The sequence below is a fragment of the Streptomyces sp. NBC_00885 genome, from assembly GCF_045207475.1.
GTDB lineage: Bacteria > Actinomycetota > Actinomycetes > Streptomycetales > Streptomycetaceae > Streptomyces.
Genome location: NZ_CP108796.1, coordinates 2408764 through 2428240 on the forward strand (window position 1 = coordinate 2408764; position 19477 = coordinate 2428240).

The window sequence follows — 19477 nt, forward strand, 5'->3', positions numbered from 1 at the left end:
GATTTCCCATCCCTGTAAAGCGTCAGGCTAAACATCCAATTCCCCGGGAAAGCCCGGAAGACTCAGCGATCTACGTGTGAGTTTCCTCACGAGTTGACGGTCAATTCGGACATTCCGGATGACGGGTCAATTGAGAGAAACGGACATTGCGCCACTGAAGCGACCATTCCGCTCCTGATCATCGCTACTGGGACACCCCCCACCCCTAAGCGACTCGTACAGAAAAGTCCGTTTCCTCCGTGAACCGTTTCTACGTCTTGTGACGCGACGCTCACAACGCGTCATCCAGGTCACAGGCCGGTACATGGCTCTTGTTGGAGATCCGGCACTGTGCTGGAATTCCACGCACCGCCGCGGTTTCAGGCCGGCGCGCAAGGGGCGCAACGCAGCGCCGAGTGGCGGCGGGAAAGGGGGAGCAGCGCCGGTCACTCAACGACCACCATGGGGCACCATATTTTCGCCCCGAGACGCCGACACCGTCCCGCCGTGAGAGCGGAGGGACGCCTGGTCCAGAGGTTGCGACGCTAGTGCAGGGACGTTTCAAGAGGGATGGCAGCGCTGCGGCGGAACAGGAGCCGCGCGGCGGGACCGACCGCGGCTCCTCGCCCCAGCACACCCAAAACCAGGGACCGGCAGCGCCCGGCGACAGCGGCGACCGTGCCGCGCGCCCCGGCACTGCGGCACCCGGCGGCGAGAGGCCCACGGCCCCGCTGAAGCCGAAGGGACCGACGGACACAGGGCCGCGAATAGCCCTGCGCAACTGGCGCATCAGCACGCGTCTTGTCTCCCTGCTGACCCTGCCGGTCGTCGCCGCGACCACGCTGGGCGGACTCCGTATCAACGAGTCCATGGAAGACATGAAGCAGCTGGATCACATGCAGCTGCTGACCAAGATGACCAAGCAGGCGACCGAACTGGCGACGCAGCTCCAGACGGAGCGCGACCTGTCGGCGGGCCCGATCCGCAACGACCCTGCCGCCGTCAGCGACTTCAAGGTCACAGGTCCGCGTACCGCGACCGACCGGGCCAGGAAAGCCTTCCTCGAGGCCACCCGTGACATCCCCAACACGGATGAGGACGAGGCCCTGGAGAGCATCCGGGCCAACGCGAACCAGATCGCCGTCCAGGTCAACGAGCTCAACGGCATCCGGGCCAACGCGTACAAGCCGAACCAGCCGACCTCCCTCACCATCGACAAGTACAGCCGGCTGATCGACGCCCTGCTGAGCCTGTCCCAGGACATGGCGCAGGCGACGAACAACCCGGAGATGATCAAGCGGACCCGCGCTCTGGCGGCCTTCTCGTCCGCCAAGGAGTACGCCTCCATCCAGCGTGCGGTCATCGCCGCAGCGCTCCCGGTCGGCGACAAGGGCGCGATCCCCGGTCTGACCGAGTCCGACCGGCAGTACGGCCAGGCGGCCCGCGAGAGCGGCGACACCCAGCTCCAGGCCTTCAAGTCGGTCTACGAGTCCTCCGGCGGCAACGCCGACGAGCTGACCGAACCGATGGAGGACGGCAACCCGACCATCGAGGCGTCCGTGCTCTACGCCAAGCGCGTGCTGGACACCAAGAACGGTCTGGCGTCGCAGCCCATCCGTTCGCACCTGGACTGGACCGACGACTACACGGTCCGCATCAACGCCATGAAGACCATCGAGGCCACGCTGCTCGGCCAGATGGAGACCAAGGCCCGTGAGCTGCGTGAGGCCTCGCAGCGCGAGGCGATCATCAACGGTGCGCTGATCCTCATCGTCCTCGGTGTCTCCCTTGTGGGCGCCTTCGTCGTGGCCCGCTCCATGATCCGCTCGCTGCGCCGGCTGCAGGACACCGCGACCAGGGTCGCCCAGGACCGTCTGCCCGAGCTGGTCAAGCAGCTGTCCGAGTCGGACCCGCAGGACGTCGACACCTCCGTCGAGTCCGTCGGTGTGCACTCCCGTGACGAGATCGGCCAGGTGGCCGCGGCCTTCGACGACGTGCACCGCGAGGCCGTCCGCCTCGCCGCCGAGCAGGCCCTCCTGCGGGGCAACGTCAACGCGATGTTCACCAACCTCTCGCGCCGCAGCCAGGGTCTTATCCAGCGTCAGCTCTCGCTCATCTCCGAGCTGGAGTCCCGCGAGGCCGACCCGGACCAGCTGTCCTCCCTCTTCAAGCTGGACCACCTCGCGACCCGTATGCGCCGGAACGGCGAAAACCTCCTCGTCCTCGCGGGCGAGGAGCCGGGCCGCCGGTGGACCCGGCCGGTCCCGCTGGTCGACGTGCTCCGTGCCGCCGCCTCCGAGGTGGAGCAGTACGAGCGCATCGAACTGGCCTCGGTCCCCGGGACCGAGGTCGCCGGACGCGTCGTCAACGACCTCGTGCACCTCCTCGCCGAGCTGCTCGAGAACGCGACCTCGTTCTCCTCGCCGCAGACCAAGGTCCGCGTCACCGGTCACGCACTGCCGGACGGCCGTGTGCTGGTCGAGATCCACGACACCGGCATCGGCCTCTCCCCCGAGGACCTCGCCGCGATCAACGAGCGGCTGGCGTCGCCGCCCACCGTGGACGTCTCGGTCTCGCGCCGCATGGGTCTGTTCGTGGTCGGCCGGCTGTCCCTGCGACACGGCATCCGCATCCAGCTGCGCCCCTCCGACTCCGGCGGTACGACCGCGCTGGTCATGCTCCCCGTCGATGTCGCCCACGGCGGCAAGAAGCCTCCGACCGGTATGCCCGGTGCGGGCGGCCAGGGCGCCGTTCCCCCGGCGCCGGGTGGTCCGGCGGGTATCGGCGGTCGTCCCGGCGGTACGGGCGGCGGCCGTCCCGGTCTCGGCGGCGGCCCCGGCGCGGGTCCCGCGGGGACTCCCTCGGGCGGTCGGCTCGGCGCCGGCGCCCCGCGCGGCCAGGTCGGCGCGGGCTCGGGTGCGCGTGCCGCGCTGCCTGCCCGTGACGGTGCTCCGGGCCAGGGCCAGCAGGCCTCCCAGGGTCAGGGCCGCGGTCTCGCCGGGGCATTCGGCTCCGGTGCGGGGCGCGGCGCGCAGAACGCCCCGGCCCGCAACGAGCGTCAGAACGGCTTCCCGCAGAGTGCGCCGGGCTCGGGCGACCGCGGCCGGCAGCTGCCGGCGTCCGGCGGTCCGCGCGCCGAACTGCCCGGCAGCCCCCGCCGCGAGGAGCCGCAGCGCCCTCAGCGCCCGCAGGCCACCAGCTGGGGCAACGAGCAGCAGGGCGCCCCGCCACGCCATGCCGCAGACTCTCCGCGCGGGCACGAGGACAGCGACTCCGGGCGTGGTCCGGGCTCGACGTCGGAGTTCGCGCGGCCCGACTACACCGCGGGCCCGCCGCGCGGTGGTGCCGGTGCCACCGGGCAGTTCGTACGGCCCGACGTGTTCGGCGCCCCGGATTCCTCGTCCACGGGTCAGTACGCCCGCCCGGACATGAACGGCTCGGGCGCCGGTTCGCAGGACCCGGCGTCCACCGCGCAGTTCGCGCGTCCGGACTTCAACGCCCCGCCCGCTCCCGCCCAGGCTCCGCGTCCGCGCGGTGGCCAGGACGGCTTCCGCGCCCCGCGCCCCGCGAATGCGCTGCCTCCGCAGCCGCAGCCCGAGGCGCTGCCGCCCGCCGGTCCCGGCGACGGCCGTACGCCGCTGTACGACACGCTGGAGACGAACTGGTTCCACGGTCCGCAGAACGGTCAGCCCGCTCAGCAGCAGCCTCAGGGACCGTCGGCAGCTGTTCCGCAGCAGCCGGCGGAGCGTCCCCTTCCGCCGATGCCGCAGCGCGCCCCGGCGCAGAGCCCGGCGACCCCGGGCAACGCGCCCAACGCGAGTGGTGCCGCATGGCGCTCCTCGCCCAATGACGAGTTGGTACGCCAGGCCGAGCGGGTCAGGAAGCCCGCGGCGGGCGGCGTCACCACCTCTGGTCTGCCCCGTCGGGTCCCGCGCGCCAACCTTGTGCCGGGAACCGCCCAGGAGCAGAACCACCAGGCCGGACCGCAGGTTTCGCGTGCACCCGATGATGTACGCGGCCGGCTGACCAATCTCCGTCGTGGCATTCAGCAGGGCCGTCAGCAGAATTCGACGACCGGCAGCTTCAACCTCGGCCCCACTCACCAGCAGGAGCACTAGTTGAGCCCGATGAGCCAGGCGGCGCAGAATCTGAACTGGTTGATCACCAATTTCGTGGACAACACCCCCGGGGTGTCCCACACAGTGGTGGTCTCCGCCGACGGTCTTCTGCTGGCAATGTCAGAAGGTTTCCCGCGCGACCGCGCCGATCAGCTGGCGGCCGTTGCCTCCGGGCTGACCTCGCTGACCGCGGGCGCCTCCCGGATCTTCGAAGGCGGCCCGGTCAGCCAGACCGTGGTCGAAATGGAACGCGGTTTCCTGTTCCTCATGTCCGTCTCCGACGGTTCCTCGCTGGCCGTGCTCGCACACCCCGAGTGCGACATCGGTCTGGTGGGTTACGAAATGGCCCTCCTGGTCGACCGGGCGGGCAGCGTCCTCACTCCGGACCTGCGCGCCGAGCTCCAGGGGAGCCTGCTGCACTGATATCCGCCTCCCCCACGAGGTGTTTCAGATAGACGCCACCGCACAGTTACCGTCAGGCCGCCCACAGGCCCCCCACCGGCTCCACTCAGACGGCACGCAGACCACTTGCTGTCACGCCCGGAGGATTCATGACCCCGCCACCCGCCTCTCACGATCCGTACGGCGCCTCAGTCGACGCGTCGTACGGAGAAGGCGATCAGCCGCTGGTCCGTCCGTACGCCATGACCGGCGGCCGGACCCGGCCGCGCTACCAGCTCGCGATAGAGGCACTGGTCAGCACCACGGCCGACCCGGCGCACCTGGCCGGGCTGCTGCCGGAGCACCAGCGGATCTGCCACCTGTGCCGTGAGGTCAAGTCGGTGGCCGAGGTCTCGGCGCTGCTGTCGATGCCGCTCGGGGTTGCCCGTATCCTCGTCGCCGACCTGGCGGAGGCGGGCATGGTGGCCATCCATCAGCCGGGCAACGGAGAGGCCGGCGGCACGCCGGATGTGACACTGCTCGAAAGGGTGCTCAGTGGACTTCGCAAGCTCTAGCGGCGGCGCTGCCCGATCGACAACCAGCGCGAAGATCGTGGTGGCGGGCGGCTTCGGCGTGGGCAAGACCACGTTCGTCGGCGCCGTCTCGGAGATCAACCCGCTGCGTACCGAAGCCGTGATGACGTCTGCGTCCGCGGGCATCGACGACCTCACGCACACCGGGGACAAGACCACCACCACGGTGGCCATGGACTTCGGCCGCATCACCCTGGACCAGGACCTGATCCTCTACCTGTTCGGCACACCCGGACAGGACCGCTTCTGGTTCATGTGGGACGACCTGGTCCGCGGCGCCATCGGCGCCGTCGTCCTCGTCGACACGCGCCGCCTCGCCGACTGCTTCCCGGCAGTCGACTACTTCGAGAACAGCGGACTGCCCTTCGTCATCGCCCTCAACGGCTTCGAGGGACACCAGCCGTACAACCCCGAAGAGGTGCGGGAGGCGCTGCAGATCGGCCCGGACACCCCGATCATCACGACGGACGCCCGTCATCGTGCCGATGCCAAGTCCGCGCTGATCACGCTGGTGGAGCACGCCCTGATGGCCCGCCTCAAGTAGACACCGACATACGGCAGTTGTCGTAGTTATGCGTGGGCGGACTGTGTCCTTTGACACGGTCCGCCCTCGTGTTCATAACGTTTCGACAGAGAATTAAGATGGCTCGGCCACCCGGTGCATCCGGCCGGTGTCCCTGCGCTCACATTTGCCCCGCAATTTGACGGTACTTGCTCTTTATGCCCGAATTATCTCGGGTCTGCACACACGGAATGGCCAATTCCAACTGTTTGGAACGGGGCCCCTCCGCGTGCTGGAATTCGACGAACTCCCGAGTAGTAGAGCTCTGAACGAAACACGGCACAGCGTAGGTGCCGACGCCGAGAGGTTGTTGGTCGAGTGAGGCGAAGCATGACGAGCTCCGCAGAGCAGCAGGCGCGGGGCAACTTCACCCCGCCGCCGCGCACAGCGGCGTCGCCTGCGGATGCGCCCGGTCCGTCCCCGGCCACCGGAAGCTCCAGCCGGCTGTCCCCGCGCAACTGGCGGGTGCCCACCCGTCTGAACGCGATCCTGCTCATACCCGTGCTCGTCGGGCTGGTGATGGGCGGCTTCCAGGTCAAGTCGTCCATCGACACCTGGAAAGAGGCGCAGGACGCCGAAAAGACGGCGCTGATCGTGCGCGCCGCCTCGGAGTACGGCCAGGCACTGCTCAACGAGCGTGACCTGACGGCGCCCAAGCTGCTCGCCAATGCCCGCCAGGATCCGGAAGTCACCAAGGCGTACGCGAACACGGACAACGCGAAGAGGAAGTTCGACGAGGCCGTCAAGGTTCTGCCCGAGAAGCAGGGCCTGGAGCGCCGTCTGAGCCTCTTCCGGGCCGAGGAGCCCGGCCTCGCCGAGATCCGCAAGTACGCCTACACCGAGGGCGTCGAGAAGAAGTCCGCGGTGGGCACCGAAGAGAGCTACGTCAAGGTCCAGCACTCGCTGATGGAGTTCTCCAACGAGCTCGGCCTGGGCACCGGCAACATCACCAGCTACGGCCGTACGGTCTACGCGGTCCAGCTGGCCAAGGCCGCCGCCTCGCTCCAGCGCTCCATCGGTCTGCACCTGCTGATCCGGCCCAGCCAGGACGGCACGATCCGCGCGAAGCAGACCATCGCGTTCAACTCGTACAACTACCTCGAGCAGATCGCGCTCGCCGAGTATGTCTCCGGCGGTACGCAGGACGACGCCGACAAGCTCGAGCAGATCATGACGGCCAAGGCCGTCGAGGGCGGCAAGCAGCTCAAGGCCGCCGGTCTCAAGCCGCCGACGGACGACAAGGGGTCGGTCCTGGCGGGCATGTCCGCCAAGATCGGCCAGGGGCTCAGCCCCAAGGAGCTGAAGCAGCTCGACATCACGCCCGTGGTGTGGATGGGAGCGGCCACCGCCAAGTTCGACGGCTACACCGAGATCGAGAACGACCTCGTCACCAAGTCCGTGACCGAGGCCGCCGAGATCTCCGACGACGCCAAGCGCGACGCCATCACCAACGGCGCCATCGTCGTGATCGCCCTGCTCACCGCCTTCATCCTGGCCGGTCTCATGGCCCGCCAGATGAGCCGCTCGATGCGCCAGCTGCGCACCGCCGCCTTCGGCATCGCCGAGCAGCGCCTGCCGATGCTGGTCGACCAGCTCTCGCGTACGGAGCCGGGCCGCGTCGACACCCGGGTGCAGCCGATCCCGATCGACACCCAGGACGAGATCGGCGAAGTCGCCCGCGCCTTCGACCAGGTCCACCGCGAGGCCGTGCGGCTCGCCGCCGAGCAGGCCATGCTCCGTGGCAACGTCAACGCGATCTTCACCAACCTCTCGCGCCGCAACCAGTCGCTGATCGAGGGCCAGCTGACCCTGATCACCGACCTGGAGAACAACGAGGCCGACCCGGACCAGCTGGAGAACCTCTTCCGGCTGGACCACCTGGCGACCCGTATGCGCCGCAACGGCGAGAACCTCCTGGTCCTCGCGGGCGAGGAGCCGGGCCGCCGCTGGAACCAGCCGGTGCCGCTCGTCGACGTGCTGCGTGCCGCCTCCTCCGAGGTGGAGTCGTACGAGCGCATCGAGCTCACGGGTGTCCCGGAGACGGACATCCACGGCCAGGCCGTGACCGACCTCGTGCACCTGCTGGCCGAGCTTCTGGAGAACGCCACGACGTTCTCCTCGCCGCAGACCAAGGTTCGGGTGACGGCAACCCGTCTCCCCGACGGTCGAGTCATGATCGAGATCCACGACAAGGGCATCGGCCTGACCGCCGAGGACTTTGCCGACATCAACCACAAGCTGGCCAACCCGCCGACGGTGGACGCCGCCGTCTCGCAGCGCATGGGCCTGTTCGTGGTCGGCCGCCTCGCCGACCGGCACGGCATCCGCGTCCAGCTGCGCCCCTCCGGCGAGCAGGCGGGCACCACCTCGCTGGTCATGCTCCCCGACGCCATCACCCACGGTGGCGGCGGCGAGGCGCTCCCCGAGGACGACTTCACGGTCTCCCAGATCATTCCGGAGCAGCAGCAGTCCTACGAGCACGCCCCGCTGCAGAGTGCGCCGATGCGCACGGCGGCGGAGCTCGGCTTCGACGACTCGCGGTACGAGGAGTCCGAGGCATCCGCGCAGCTCGACCCGGTGGGCCGCTCGCTGATGCGCGAGGAGCGCCGTCTGGCGCTGGAGGCGCAGGCTCAGGGCGGGGAGCGCCCCCTCTTCCGCGACGAGGCGGACTACCCGCAGGAGCAGCAGCAGTACGGCTCCGAATACGGCCAGGAGTTCCAGGAGCAGGGTTACGCCCAGGACCAGCAGGCGTACGACGGCTACCAGACGCCCGGTGGCTACCCCGAGCACCAGGAGTACCAGGAGCAGCAGGACCAGCCCGCGGGCGCATATGCGGAAGCCAATTACCAGGCTTCGCAGGCGTCCGAGGGTCAGTACGACGGCCAGTACGACACCCCGTCCCACCAGGCGGAGTGGCAGGATCAAGGTCCGTACCAGGGTGCGTACGAGCCGGAGTACCAGGCGGAAGCGGAATCTTCCCCCGGCGCTCCCGCGAACGCCCCCGAGCGCGTAGGCTTCGACCGACCCGGGCCCGCTCCGAGCAGCAGCCACGCGATGACCAACGCCGGTCTCCCGCGGCGCGGCAGCACCCAGCAGCCGCAGTCCGAGCAGCAGTGGCAGCAGCCCGCCGAGCAGGACCGACAGGCTCCGCAGAGCGATCAGACCGAGGCGCCCGGCAACAGCATCAGCGCCACCGGCTCCGAGGACTGGCGCTCGACCAACGACGAGCGCTGGCAGCGGGCGGAGAAGCTCCGCGATCCGAAGGCGGGCGGGGTCACCTCCTCCGGCCTTCCGCGGCGGGTGCCCAAGGCCAATCTCATCGAGGGCACCGCGGAGCAGACGCCCCAGGGCGGCCCCCAGGTCTCCCGCGCCCCGGACGCCGTGCGCGGCAGGTTGAGCAACCTGCGGCGCGGTGTCCAGCAGGGACGCAGCGCGGGAACGGACACGAACGGACTGGGCTTCGGCCCGGGCAGTACCTACAACCAGGAGCGTTAGTGTGAGCCCGATGAGCCAGGCGGCGCAGAATCTGAACTGGTTGATCACCAACTTCGTGGACAACACCCCCGGGGTGTCCCACACAGTGGTGGTCTCCGCCGACGGACTCCTGCTGGCGATGTCCGAGGGTTTCCCGCGGGACCGAGCCGATCAGCTGGCGGCAGTGGCCTCCGGTCTGACCTCGCTCACCGCGGGGGCGTCCAGGATCTTCGAAGGCGGTGCGGTCAACCAGACGGTGGTGGAGATGGAACGAGGCTTCCTCTTCATCATGTCCATCTCAGACGGTTCCTCGCTGGCCGTACTCGCACACCCCGAGGCCGACATCGGTCTGGTGGGTTACGAGATGGCTCTGCTGGTGGACCGAGCGGGCAGCGTGCTGACGCCGGACCTCCGTGCGGAGCTCCAGGGAAGTCTTCTCAACTAACAGACAGACAGTGCGTTTCACGCCACCGCACCATAGGGTGCGGTGGCGCGGGCTCCACAGGGACATGGAACCGGCGAGCGGCAGTCGGAGGAGGAAACGTGGCAACACCCCCGGGCGGACGCCCCTATGACGGTGCTCACCAAACGCCTGGTGATCACTCTCAGAACCGTTTCAACTTTCCTTCCACGCCGAGCAGACAGGGCGCCCAGCAGCCCTACCAGCAGCCGCAGCCGCAGTACGACCCGTCGTACAACCAGCCGCAGCAGCCGCGTATCCAGCCGGTGCAGCCCCGGCGGGCGCCGGAGGCCGCACCCGCGGCGCACAACCCGTTGGTGCGTCCGTACGCCATGACCGGCGGCCGTACGCGGCCGCGCTACCAGCTCGCCATCGAGGCACTGGTCAGCACCACGGCCGATCCGTCCCGGCTGCAAGGGCAGTTGCCCGAGCACCAGCGGATCTGCCGGCTGTGCATCGAGATCAAGTCGGTCGCGGAGATCTCGGCACTTCTCACCATCCCCCTGGGCGTTGCCCGGATCCTCGTCGCCGACCTGGCGGAGGCCGGACTTGTCGCCATTCACCAGCCCGGCGGCGACGAGTCCGCCGGCGGCCAGCCAGCCGTGACACTGCTCGAAAGGGTGCTCAGTGGACTTCGCAAGCTCTAGCGGCGGTGCAGCCCGCTCAACCACCAGCGCGAAGATCGTGGTGGCGGGCGGCTTCGGCGTGGGCAAGACCACGTTCGTCGGCGCCGTCTCGGAGATCAACCCGCTGCGTACCGAAGCCGTGATGACGTCTGCGTCCGCGGGCATCGACGACCTCACGCACACCGGGGACAAGACCACCACCACGGTGGCCATGGACTTCGGCCGCATCACCCTGGACCAGGACCTGATCCTCTACCTGTTCGGCACACCCGGACAGGACCGCTTCTGGTTCATGTGGGACGACCTGGTCCGCGGCGCCATCGGCGCCGTCGTCCTCGTCGACACGCGCCGCCTCGCCGACTGCTTCCCGGCAGTCGACTACTTCGAGAACAGCGGACTGCCCTTCGTCATCGCCCTCAACGGCTTCGACGGACACCAGCCCTACAACCCCGAGGAAGTACGCGAGGCGCTGCAGATCGGCCCCGACACCCCGATCATCACGACGGACGCGCGGCACCGCGCGGACGCGAAGAGCGCGCTCATCACCCTGGTTGAGCACGCGCTGATGGCGCGCCTGCGGTAAGCCGGTTAGGGCGGTCGCGCGCCTGTCTCTGTGGGGAAGCCCCCGCCGCTCCTTCGGGAGGGCGGGGCTTTCTGCTGTACGGGGTGCGCGCCTGCGGCGGGCTTGTTCCCCACCCCGCCCCTTCCCGAACCGGGGGCGCTGCCCCCGGACCCCCGCGCCTCAAACGGTGGCGAGCTGAATATGCGGCTCGGCCGCACACTTCAGCCCGTCCGGCGTTTGAGGACACGCCCGAAGGGCGTGTGGGTGCTTGGGGGCGGAGCCCCCGGGTTCGCGCCGCGAAGCCGGCGCCGGGAGGTTGGGGGTCCCCCCGGACGGAGTCTGGGGGAGGGCGGGGTGGGGAACAAACAACGGCCCCGTCCACCAACACCGGTGGGCGGGGCCGCAGAAGGCCGTAGGAGGGCCGGGCGTCAGCCCTGCCAGCTGTGGGAGGGCTGGAAGCCCCGCTGGCGCTCCAGGCGGCGCCAGCCGGCCGTGGAGCGACCACGGTGCGCGGCCGGTGCCTCGGGCTGCGCGGCCGCACGCGCGAGCAGCACCGCGGTGATCGCGGCCAGCTCCTCGGGGTCGGCCTGACCCTTCTCGACGCGCAGCAGAGAGGAGGACAACGGGCTTTCGGCGGGAGTACTCATGGGCGATCAGGCTCCAGTCTTCGCAGGGTCACTGCGGGGGGTTGCCGTGTTTGCGGGAGGGCAGGTCGGCGTGCTTGGTGCGGAGCATGGCCAGGGATGCGATCAGCACCCCGCGGGTCTCGGCCGGGTCGATGACGTCGTCGACCAGACCGCGCTCGGCGGCGTAGTACGGGTGCATCAGCTCGGCCTTGTACTCCTTGACCATGCGCACCCGCATCGCCTCGGGGTCCTCGGCATCGGCGATCTGCCGGCGGAAGATGACATTGGCGGCACCCTCGGCGCCCATCACCGCGATCTCATTGGTCGGCCACGCGTAGGTCAGGTCCGCACCGATGGACTGGCTGTCCATCACGATGTACGCACCCCCGTACGCCTTTCGCAGGATCAGCGAAATACGGGGCACGGTGGCATTGCAGTACGCATACAGCAGCTTCGCGCCGTGCCGGATGATCCCGCCGTGCTCCTGGTCCACGCCCGGCAGGAACCCCGGCACGTCCAGCAGCGTCACGATCGGGATGTTGAACGCATCGCACATCTGCACAAACCGGGCCGCCTTCTCCGACGCCTCGATGTCCAGCACCCCGGCCAGCGACTGCGGCTGGTTGGCCACAATCCCCACCACCTGCCCGTCCAGCCGGGCCAGCGCACAGATGATGTTGCGGGCCCACCGCTCGTGGATCTCCAGATAGTCGCCGTCGTCGACGAGCTCCTCGATCACCTTGTGCATGTCATAGGGCCGGTTGCCGTCCGCCGGGACCAGATCCAGCAGCGCCTCACCACGCCGCTCGGCCGGATCGTCCGAGGCCACCACCGGCGGATTCTCCCGGTTGTTCGACGGCAGCATCGCCAGCAGATACCGCACCTCGGCGATGCACGTCTCCTCGTCGTCGTAGGCGAAGTGCGCCACCCCCGACGTCTCGGCGTGCACATCCGCACCGCCCAGCCCGTTCTGCGAGATCTCCTCACCCGTCACCGCCTTGACCACATCCGGCCCGGTGATGAACATCTGCGAGGTCTCCCGCACCATGAACACAAAATCCGTCAACGCCGGGCTGTAGGCCGCACCGCCCGCACACGGGCCCAGCATCACCGAAATCTGCGGGATCACCCCCGACGCACGGGTATTGCGCTGAAAGATCCCGCCATACCCGGCCAGCGCCGAGACACCCTCCTGGATCCGCGCCCCCGCACCGTCGTTCAGCGACACCAGCGGCGCACCCGCCGAAATCGCCATGTCCATAATCTTGTGGATCTTCGTCGCGTGCGCCTCCCCCAACGCCCCGCCGAAGATCCGGAAATCATGCGCGTACACAAACACCGTGCGGCCCTCGACCGTGCCCCACCCGGTGATCACACCATCCGTGTACGGCTTCTTCGCCTCCAGACCGAACCCCGTCGCCCGATGCCGACGCAACTGCTCGACCTCATGGAACGACCCCTCATCCAGCAACAGCCCGATCCGCTCCCGCGCCGTCAGCTTGCCCTTCGCATGCTGCGCCTCGGTCGCCCTCTCACTCGGCCCACGACGGGCCTCCTCACGAAGGGCATGCAGCTCGGCCACACGTCCGCGCGCGTCAGTCGGCTCGCTGGTGGTCTCGTCCAAAACGGTCATGCATCGACCCTACGGATCCGACCAAGAAAACAGTCCCGTCGACTCCACACAGTCTCCGGAGCGTTCTCCTGTCACCACCGAACAGAACGCTTGCCCACTGCAGCCCTAGTACCAGCCGAGTGCCACCAAGCTTTGTGGAGGTTCAACAAGGCGTTCACCTGAGAGCCACTTCACAGTGTTGGGTGGCTCCGGCGGTGCCACCGGTGATCCGCAGCCGCAGCGAGTCTCCCGTGGAGAGGACTTCGATCGACGCGTCCTTGCTGGTCACCTTACGCACCGGGTGGTGCCAGATGATCTCCAGCGGCGCTCCCGTGCGCGGCGGCTCGCTGAAATGAAGGCTCGCAGTGTGCCGATTACTCCGAACGAGGGCACTCGACGGTGCCGTCACGGTCAGGGGGCCCACCGTACCGGGCTGCCAGAAGTTCGCCGCGGTCAGTCCCAGCGAGCGGACGGCGACGGCCTGGCAGGCCCCGCTGTTGGCGAGGATCCGCAGCCATCGCTCGTCCCCGGCGCGGGCGGCGAGCGCGCGGCGTCCCGCCCCGGGCATCAGCAGATACGCGTACGAGGCGTCCACCGGGTCGGTCCCATGGTCGAGCCAGAGGGTCTGGTAGCGGCGGGTGACGCGCTCGGTCGAGCTGGTGGTGTTGATGTCGCTCCAGGCTCCGGTGCGCTCCTCGCGCAGGGTGCGCAGTCGCCCCGTACCGCACGGGAAGACCCAGCCGCCGTGGCCTTCGAGGTGAGCCCAGCCAGGGCCGAGGGTGAGTTCGTGGCTGCCGTCGGCGCCGAGGTTGCGGTTGTCGACGATCGTCTCGACGGGTAACCCGTCGGTGCAGGTGATGCCTGCGCCCAGGCAGATGACCGCGTCCGCGACGCAGAACCACGACTTGCGGGCCTGGAGGGTGGAGCCGAGGCCGAGCAGATGCTGGCCGACGGCCGCGAACTCGCCGTCGCTCGCCCCGCCGACCCACCTCGCGGCGGGCTTGGGTTCGCCCCATTCACCGCCCGCCCGGCCGGCAAGTCGCTTGGTCGACACGGTCGTTCCGGGCAGCCGGTAGAAGTCGACGGTGGGCCAGAACCAGTCGGTGTACTGGCCGCCGTTGCCGGGGGTCCACCAGTAGGTCATTCCGGCTCCGGTGTGCCAGCCGCGGGGATTCTCGCCGTTGCCGCACTCGTAGTACGCGATCCGCTCCGAGGCCATGGCGATGTTCGCGGCCCAGCCGGGCCGGCGGTGCACGGCCCGGTCCATGGAAGCGAAGAGCTGATGGCCGACCGGCTCGGGCGCCGCTGCCACGGGCGCGGCGGCGACCGCGTGCAGCCGGGAGAGGTCGGCGACGCCGAACTGCCCGGCGGTGAGGATCGGGGTGATGGTGTCCCGCTCTATCCAGCCCTTGATCCGGGCGTGCCACCTGTCCCGCTCGGCGGCCGATGCCCCGCCCGCGAGCAGCGCGATCGCGGCGATGAGCCCCTGCCCGTGGAAGTGATCGCTGCGCATGATCCTGCGGTCGTCGCTCTTGAGGTAACCCCGGCTGATGGCACGGCCGTTGACGCTGTCCATCATCAGCCCGTCGTGGATCAGCGGCGCGTACGCGTGCTCGACGCTGTCCAGAATGATCTGCCGGTTCGGGTCGGTGACGGCCCAGGCCGAGCCCGCGAGGAGGGCGAAGAGGCGGCCCAGGCCGTCGAGCATGACCTGTCCGTACGTGCCGGAGTAGGCGACCCAGGTGTGCTGGACGAACGAGCCGTCGGCGTAGAGGCCGTCGCCCTTGGTGACGTAGGGGAAGACGGGCGACAGGGCGTCCCGGGCGAGGGCGATCCTGTCCGGGTTCCGGCCGAGGACGCCGCGCAGCACGACGGAGCGGCACAGGTCGACACGGTTGGCGCCGGTGGAGGTGCCGCTGTAGTCGCCGAGCGCCGCGTCGGGGATGAAGTGGTCGACGGCGGCGAAGGCGGCCTCGCGCTGTGCGGTGGTGAGCCGGTCGTGCAGGACGGCGACGGTGTCCATGAGGAGGCGGGGGCTGCCTATCTGCCATTCCCACCAGTTGCCGTAGCGGGTGGTGGAGGGGTTGTAGATCTTCGCTGCGAGATGGTCGAGGCCGCGGACGATGTCGGCGAGGAGCCCGTCGTCACCGGTGAGGCCGGTGCCCTGCTGTGCGTACGCCTGGGTCATGGTCCACAGGCGGCTGTAGCTCTGGGTGATCCCGGCGGGCGGGTTGAAGAGGTAGCCCGGCCACAGGGAGGTGTCGGTGGGGGCCATGGAGGTACGGAATCCGGCGGCGAGCCGCCCGGTCTCGGCGAGGCGGGACGCGTAGGGCTCGGCTGTCGGGTCGTAGCCGGTGCCGAGGCTGATCTCCAGCCAGCGCTGCCGCAGGGTCTCGTACTCGTCGTCGGCCATGGCGGGTCCCGGGGAGGCGAGGACGAAAGCGCTCGCCGCCATCATCCCGAGAACGGTACGGCGTGACCACACGGCAGCCTCCTGAATGGGTGGGAAGCGCTTGCCCCTCGGTTTCCGCATTCAACACGAGGGGCAAGCGCGGCTCAGTTACCCCGGGGCTCCGCACTTGAATCGCGCACTGCCCCAGTCCGCGTGGTCATTGCCGTTCCCGTCGCCGCCGTCGCCGACGACCAGATCGGCATACGAGGCGCCGGTGACGTCCGCGGTCAGCTGCCAGGCGGCGTCCGCGGCCTTCAGGACCGGCGACTTCACCTTCTCGGCACCGTCCGCCAGCACGCTGAACTGGACGCTGCCCCGCGAGGTCTGGACGTCGTCCACCCCCACCTCGGCCGTGAAGGACGTGCACTGCCCGCCCAGGTAGTAGCGGACCCTCGCCGGAGCGTGCGTGCCGAGCCCCTTGGCGTACGCCACTGACCCGATCGTCAGCGGGCTGCCGTCACCCGTCCCCGTCTCGCCGTTGGAAACATCGCGCTCCACCGGCCCCCAGCCGTTCTCCGCGGACGTCCAGTCGATGTCACTGGCCCAGGCGTCGGCGGCGGGCGGTGGCGGAAGGGTGCGTACGGAGGCCGAGGCGGCGAGCTTCCGCGCGGAGGCGCCCACGGTGTACGTGAGCTGCGAACCGAGCGTGTACGTCTGGTACTTGGCGTCGGAGGGCGGTGTGACCTGCCAGCTGCCGGTGACCTTCGCACCCGGCGCGACCGAGTCGAAGGAGACAGGACCGGCGGGCTCAGCCGTCCACCCCTCGGGCAGTGCGAGAGCAATCGAGACACCGGTCGCCGGCTGCTCCTCGTAGCTGGTGAACACCGCCTTGACCTCGTTCTTCCGGCCGGGCTCCAGGGTCTCGGCGGCCGGTTCGACGCTCAGCGTCCCGCAGGCCGCCTGCCCGTCCGCCGGACCCAGATCGGTGACGGTGAAGCCGTCGAGGACGAAGTCGGCACCGTCCGGGGCGTCGTCCCGCTTGCGCAGACCGGTCCAGGTGTCGCCGCAGCCCGCCGTGACGGTCTCCGTGAAGTGCCCGTTGGCAGGCTGCTGCCCGATCGGCGTACGGCGGGTCTCGACGGAGGCGGGGGTCCCGTCCGCGCCGAACCGGTCGTACCCGGTGACCCACTCGTACGCGCCGGCATGGCTCGACTGGTAGTCGTACTCGACCCGGTAGCTGTGCCCGTTGCTCATCGGCACGGTCCAGGGCGCCGTGCGGTAGACCAGACCTGCGTTCTCCTCGTGGGACTTCAGGGACTCGGCCCCGCCCAGCACGTCGTCGATCAGCTTCCCGTTCCAGCCCGCCTGGGTGTACGGAGCGTGCTTCTGCGCGATGTGGGTGCGCGGGTCGGTGACGCCGCCCGCGTCGCCCTTGAGGAAGGGGCCCCAGCCCTGGTCGACGTCCTCGAAGTCCTCGTACGCCACCGTGCCCGGCCTGGTCGTGGGTGCGTTCTTGACGACGCGCATGTCGTCGATCCGCACCCGCGCCGAACTGCCGCTCGCCGCCTCGGCCTTGAGAGTGGCCGTGCCGTCCGCGGGCGCGGTGAAGTTCACCTTGGCCCGCTGGAAGTAGGTGTCGTGCCGGTCGGACGCGGCGACCTGGTCCTTGGCGGTCGAGCGCTCGACGGTGACGGACGCCCCGCCGGCGGACAGGGTCGTACGGCGCTCCTTGCCCGGCTGGACCTCGATCCAGGCGGACGCGGTGTAGCGGGCCCCGGGTGTGAGCCCGGTCAGCCGCTGGGAGAGCGAGGCGGCGGACGTCCCGCTGAGCGCGGCGCTGTTGCGGCCGTGGTCGTCGGTGTCCCGGGCGACCGTGCCGCGCTGGGACCAGTCGTCCAGGCCCGCGTCGTTGAAGCCGGGGTCGGCGACCGGCCCGCCCTCGCCCCACCGCGGGTCCGCGGGGGCGGGCGCGCGGTCCGGGTAGAGGACGTACGGCTGCCCGGCCGCCGCGGTCAGGCTGATCCTGCCGCCGGCCGGGCGCACGGTGCCGGTCTTGACGCGTCCGTTGTCGGTGAGCTTGTAGACGGTGTACGACGCCGCGCCGTCGACGGCCCAACTGCTGCTGCCACCTGCCTTGTTGTAGTGGTAGAGCTTCTTGCCGCCGTCCCACGGCAGCAGATAGGCGTCGCCGTCCAGGACCTTGCGCCCGTGGTCGTAGAAGGTGCGGCGGCCTTCCTCGAGCGTGCCCCGGACGCCGCCGGTGAAGGTCAGGTCGTTGTCGTTCCAGCGGGTGATCTTCTCCTGCTGGAGGTATTTGGCGGGCAGGTCGCGCTGCCAGACATTGGCGTAGAAGGCGTTCCAGTCGCTCTCGCCCGTCCAGCCCTCGAAGTCCTCCAGGGCACTCTGGCCCAGGACCGGGTGGTTGTTCCAGACGTCCTTCTCGCCGTTGCGGATGAAGCGGATGATCCGGGAGTTGAGGCCCTTGTTGGTGGCCCCGCCGTAGTCGAGGTCATTGGCCCAGTGCGACCAGAGCGAGGCCCGTTCGAACTTGTCGGCCCATTCGGTGCCGACGTTCCAGCCCTGGGCCTGCACGGCCCGCATGGTCTTGTCTGCGATCCAGCCGTGCGTGTAGTAGACATCGATGTAGAGGAGGGAGAGATTGCGGTCGGTCTCGTCCCTCAACTGCTGGAATCTGCGCGCCAGATCACCGCTGTTGATGTCCCGGCGCTGGTCGATGTAGTAGCTCTGGTTCAGCCAGTTCCAGCCGGGCTTGGTCTTGTCGACGAGGCTCTCGCTGAAGTGGTGGGCCTCCGGGTACGACTCGGTGGCGTTCACATGCACGCCGAAGGTCGCGCCCCACTTCTTGCCGCCCTTGAGCAGCGTATTGAGGTCGGTGAGTCCGCCGGCCCGCTTGTTGTAGTTGCCGCCGTAGTCGGGGTGCGCGGAGTCGTGGCCCTCGGAGCCGTATCCCTTGAGCAGCGCCAGCTGGCCGAGCCCGTCCGTGGCGAGCGAGATCCGCTTGACGTCGTCCAGGGTGCGCAGGAAGGGGTGGGTGGCCTGGCTGGCGAAGTTGAACGGGATATGGGTGATCACCCGGTCCGGCGTCTGCTCGCTGCCCGGTGCCCTGATACCGATCGAGCGGAAGGCGACGGCTCCGTCCTGCCAGTCGACCTTCTTGTCGCCGTTGGCGTCGGGGGTGACGACGACCTTCGCCCAGGGCAGGTCCCTGCCGCTCTCGGGCTTCGCGGCGCCGCTCCCCCGGTAGGTCCACTGCCCCGACCAGACGCCGACGCGCGTGCTGCCGTCCGCGGCCTTGCGGGCCTGGTGCCAGAAGCGGGCGTCGTCGCCGCCGGTGGCGCCGCTGGGCTTGTCGTAGCTGGAGTTGGACTCGACGGCGGCGGCGAGGGAGCCGGTGTTGACGAGGGCGTACGAGGCTCCGACGGGTGCCGCGTCCGGCACCGTCCGGTCCGTGACCCTGCCGAAGACGTCGGCGGTCCGCGTCGAGTCGGGGTCGAGGCGCGTGAAGGCGGTCTCGGCGCCGGATTCCGTACTGCCGACCGAGACGAGGTCGTGCCCGGGGATGTCGATCGTGCCCACGCGGAAGGCCTCGCTGTCGCGGACCGCGGTGACCTTGAAGGTCAGAGCCCGCCCGGAGACGGTCAGCGTCGCGTCGATCTCGACGCCGGGCAGCGCGGCGAAGGCCAGGGTGTACGCGGCACGCGACGCCGTGAGGGTGGGCGCGCCCTTCAACTGCACCGCGTACGCCGTGCCGTTGAGGGTGACCTCGGTGACCGCGCTCGTACTCCCGAGGAGCGTGGCCCCAACGGTCCGGTCGGTGTACGCCAGGACCCGGGGGAAGTCCTTGGCTACGGCGACCGAGAGCTGCGGCGAGCCGATGACGGCAGGGGTTTCGTCCTCGCCCGCGGCGGCCGGGAGTGCGGGCCCGGCGAGGGCGAACACGGCGGATGAGACGGCTGCGAGGACGCACGCCGCACGGAGTCTTCGTGGCATGGGGACTGAGTAGCCCTCCGTTCTCGCCATCGTCAACGAAGTCGCGCGCTCCGGCGAGCGGTAGTCCAACAACCGCCGCGC

The 19477-nt window shown here is 69.5% G+C and carries 12 protein-coding genes; 8 read left to right on the forward strand and 4 right to left on the reverse strand.

Features of this window, described 5'->3' with window-relative positions; translation table 11 throughout:
* Positions 1-527 precede the first annotated feature (527 nt).
* The 8 genes from OHA61_RS10565 (at position 528) to OHA61_RS10600 (ending at position 10776) form a co-directional block, all read left to right on the forward strand.
* Positions 528-4097, forward strand: coding sequence for a nitrate- and nitrite sensing domain-containing protein (locus OHA61_RS10565; RefSeq protein WP_406302876.1), 3570 nt, complete (start codon positions 528-530; stop codon positions 4095-4097).
* 9 nt (positions 4098-4106) lie between these two features.
* Entirely contained in the window at positions 4107-4520 is a 414-nt protein-coding gene (locus tag OHA61_RS10570; RefSeq protein WP_142214992.1) for a roadblock/LC7 domain-containing protein, read from the forward strand.
* Between the two features lie 128 nt (positions 4521-4648).
* Positions 4649-5053, forward strand: a complete 405-nt coding sequence (locus OHA61_RS10575) for a DUF742 domain-containing protein (RefSeq protein WP_142213456.1) — start codon at positions 4649-4651, stop codon at positions 5051-5053.
* A complete protein-coding gene (locus OHA61_RS10580) occupies positions 5034-5615 on the forward strand; it encodes a GTP-binding protein (protein WP_406302877.1) in 582 nt (193 codons plus the stop codon). The genes OHA61_RS10575 and OHA61_RS10580 overlap by 20 nt, the downstream gene beginning before the upstream one ends.
* A gap of 336 nt (positions 5616-5951) precedes the next feature.
* Positions 5952-9128 (forward strand): nitrate- and nitrite sensing domain-containing protein, encoded by a 3177-nt coding sequence (locus OHA61_RS10585; RefSeq protein ID WP_406302878.1) that lies wholly within the window; start codon positions 5952-5954, stop codon positions 9126-9128.
* 10 nt (positions 9129-9138) lie between these two features.
* Positions 9139-9552, forward strand: a complete 414-nt coding sequence (locus tag OHA61_RS10590; protein WP_005311461.1) for a roadblock/LC7 domain-containing protein — start codon at positions 9139-9141, stop codon at positions 9550-9552.
* A gap of 98 nt (positions 9553-9650) precedes the next feature.
* Entirely contained in the window at positions 9651-10214 is a 564-nt protein-coding gene (locus OHA61_RS10595) for a DUF742 domain-containing protein (RefSeq protein ID WP_389372000.1), read from the forward strand.
* A complete protein-coding gene (locus OHA61_RS10600; protein WP_050791473.1) occupies positions 10195-10776 on the forward strand; it encodes an ATP/GTP-binding protein in 582 nt (193 codons plus the stop codon). The genes OHA61_RS10595 and OHA61_RS10600 overlap by 20 nt, the downstream gene beginning before the upstream one ends.
* A gap of 407 nt (positions 10777-11183) precedes the next feature.
* On the opposite strand, the gene OHA61_RS10605 is transcribed toward OHA61_RS10600, so the two are convergent.
* From OHA61_RS10605 to OHA61_RS10620, 4 genes are all read right to left on the reverse strand, one after another.
* On the reverse strand, positions 11184-11402 hold the full coding sequence (locus OHA61_RS10605) for an acyl-CoA carboxylase subunit epsilon (protein ID WP_406302879.1): 219 nt from the start codon (positions 11400-11402) through the stop codon (positions 11184-11186).
* A 28-nt stretch (positions 11403-11430) separates the two neighbouring features.
* A complete protein-coding gene (locus OHA61_RS10610; RefSeq protein ID WP_406302880.1) occupies positions 11431-13014 on the reverse strand; it encodes an acyl-CoA carboxylase subunit beta in 1584 nt (527 codons plus the stop codon).
* Between the two features lie 154 nt (positions 13015-13168).
* Positions 13169-15451 (reverse strand): polysaccharide lyase 8 family protein, encoded by a 2283-nt coding sequence (locus OHA61_RS10615; RefSeq protein WP_406307313.1) that lies wholly within the window; start codon positions 15449-15451, stop codon positions 13169-13171.
* Positions 15452-15553: 102 nt separating this feature from the next.
* Positions 15554-19396, reverse strand: a complete 3843-nt coding sequence (locus OHA61_RS10620; RefSeq protein WP_406302881.1) for an endo-alpha-N-acetylgalactosaminidase family protein — start codon at positions 19394-19396, stop codon at positions 15554-15556.
* Positions 19397-19477: the final 81 nt, after the last annotated feature.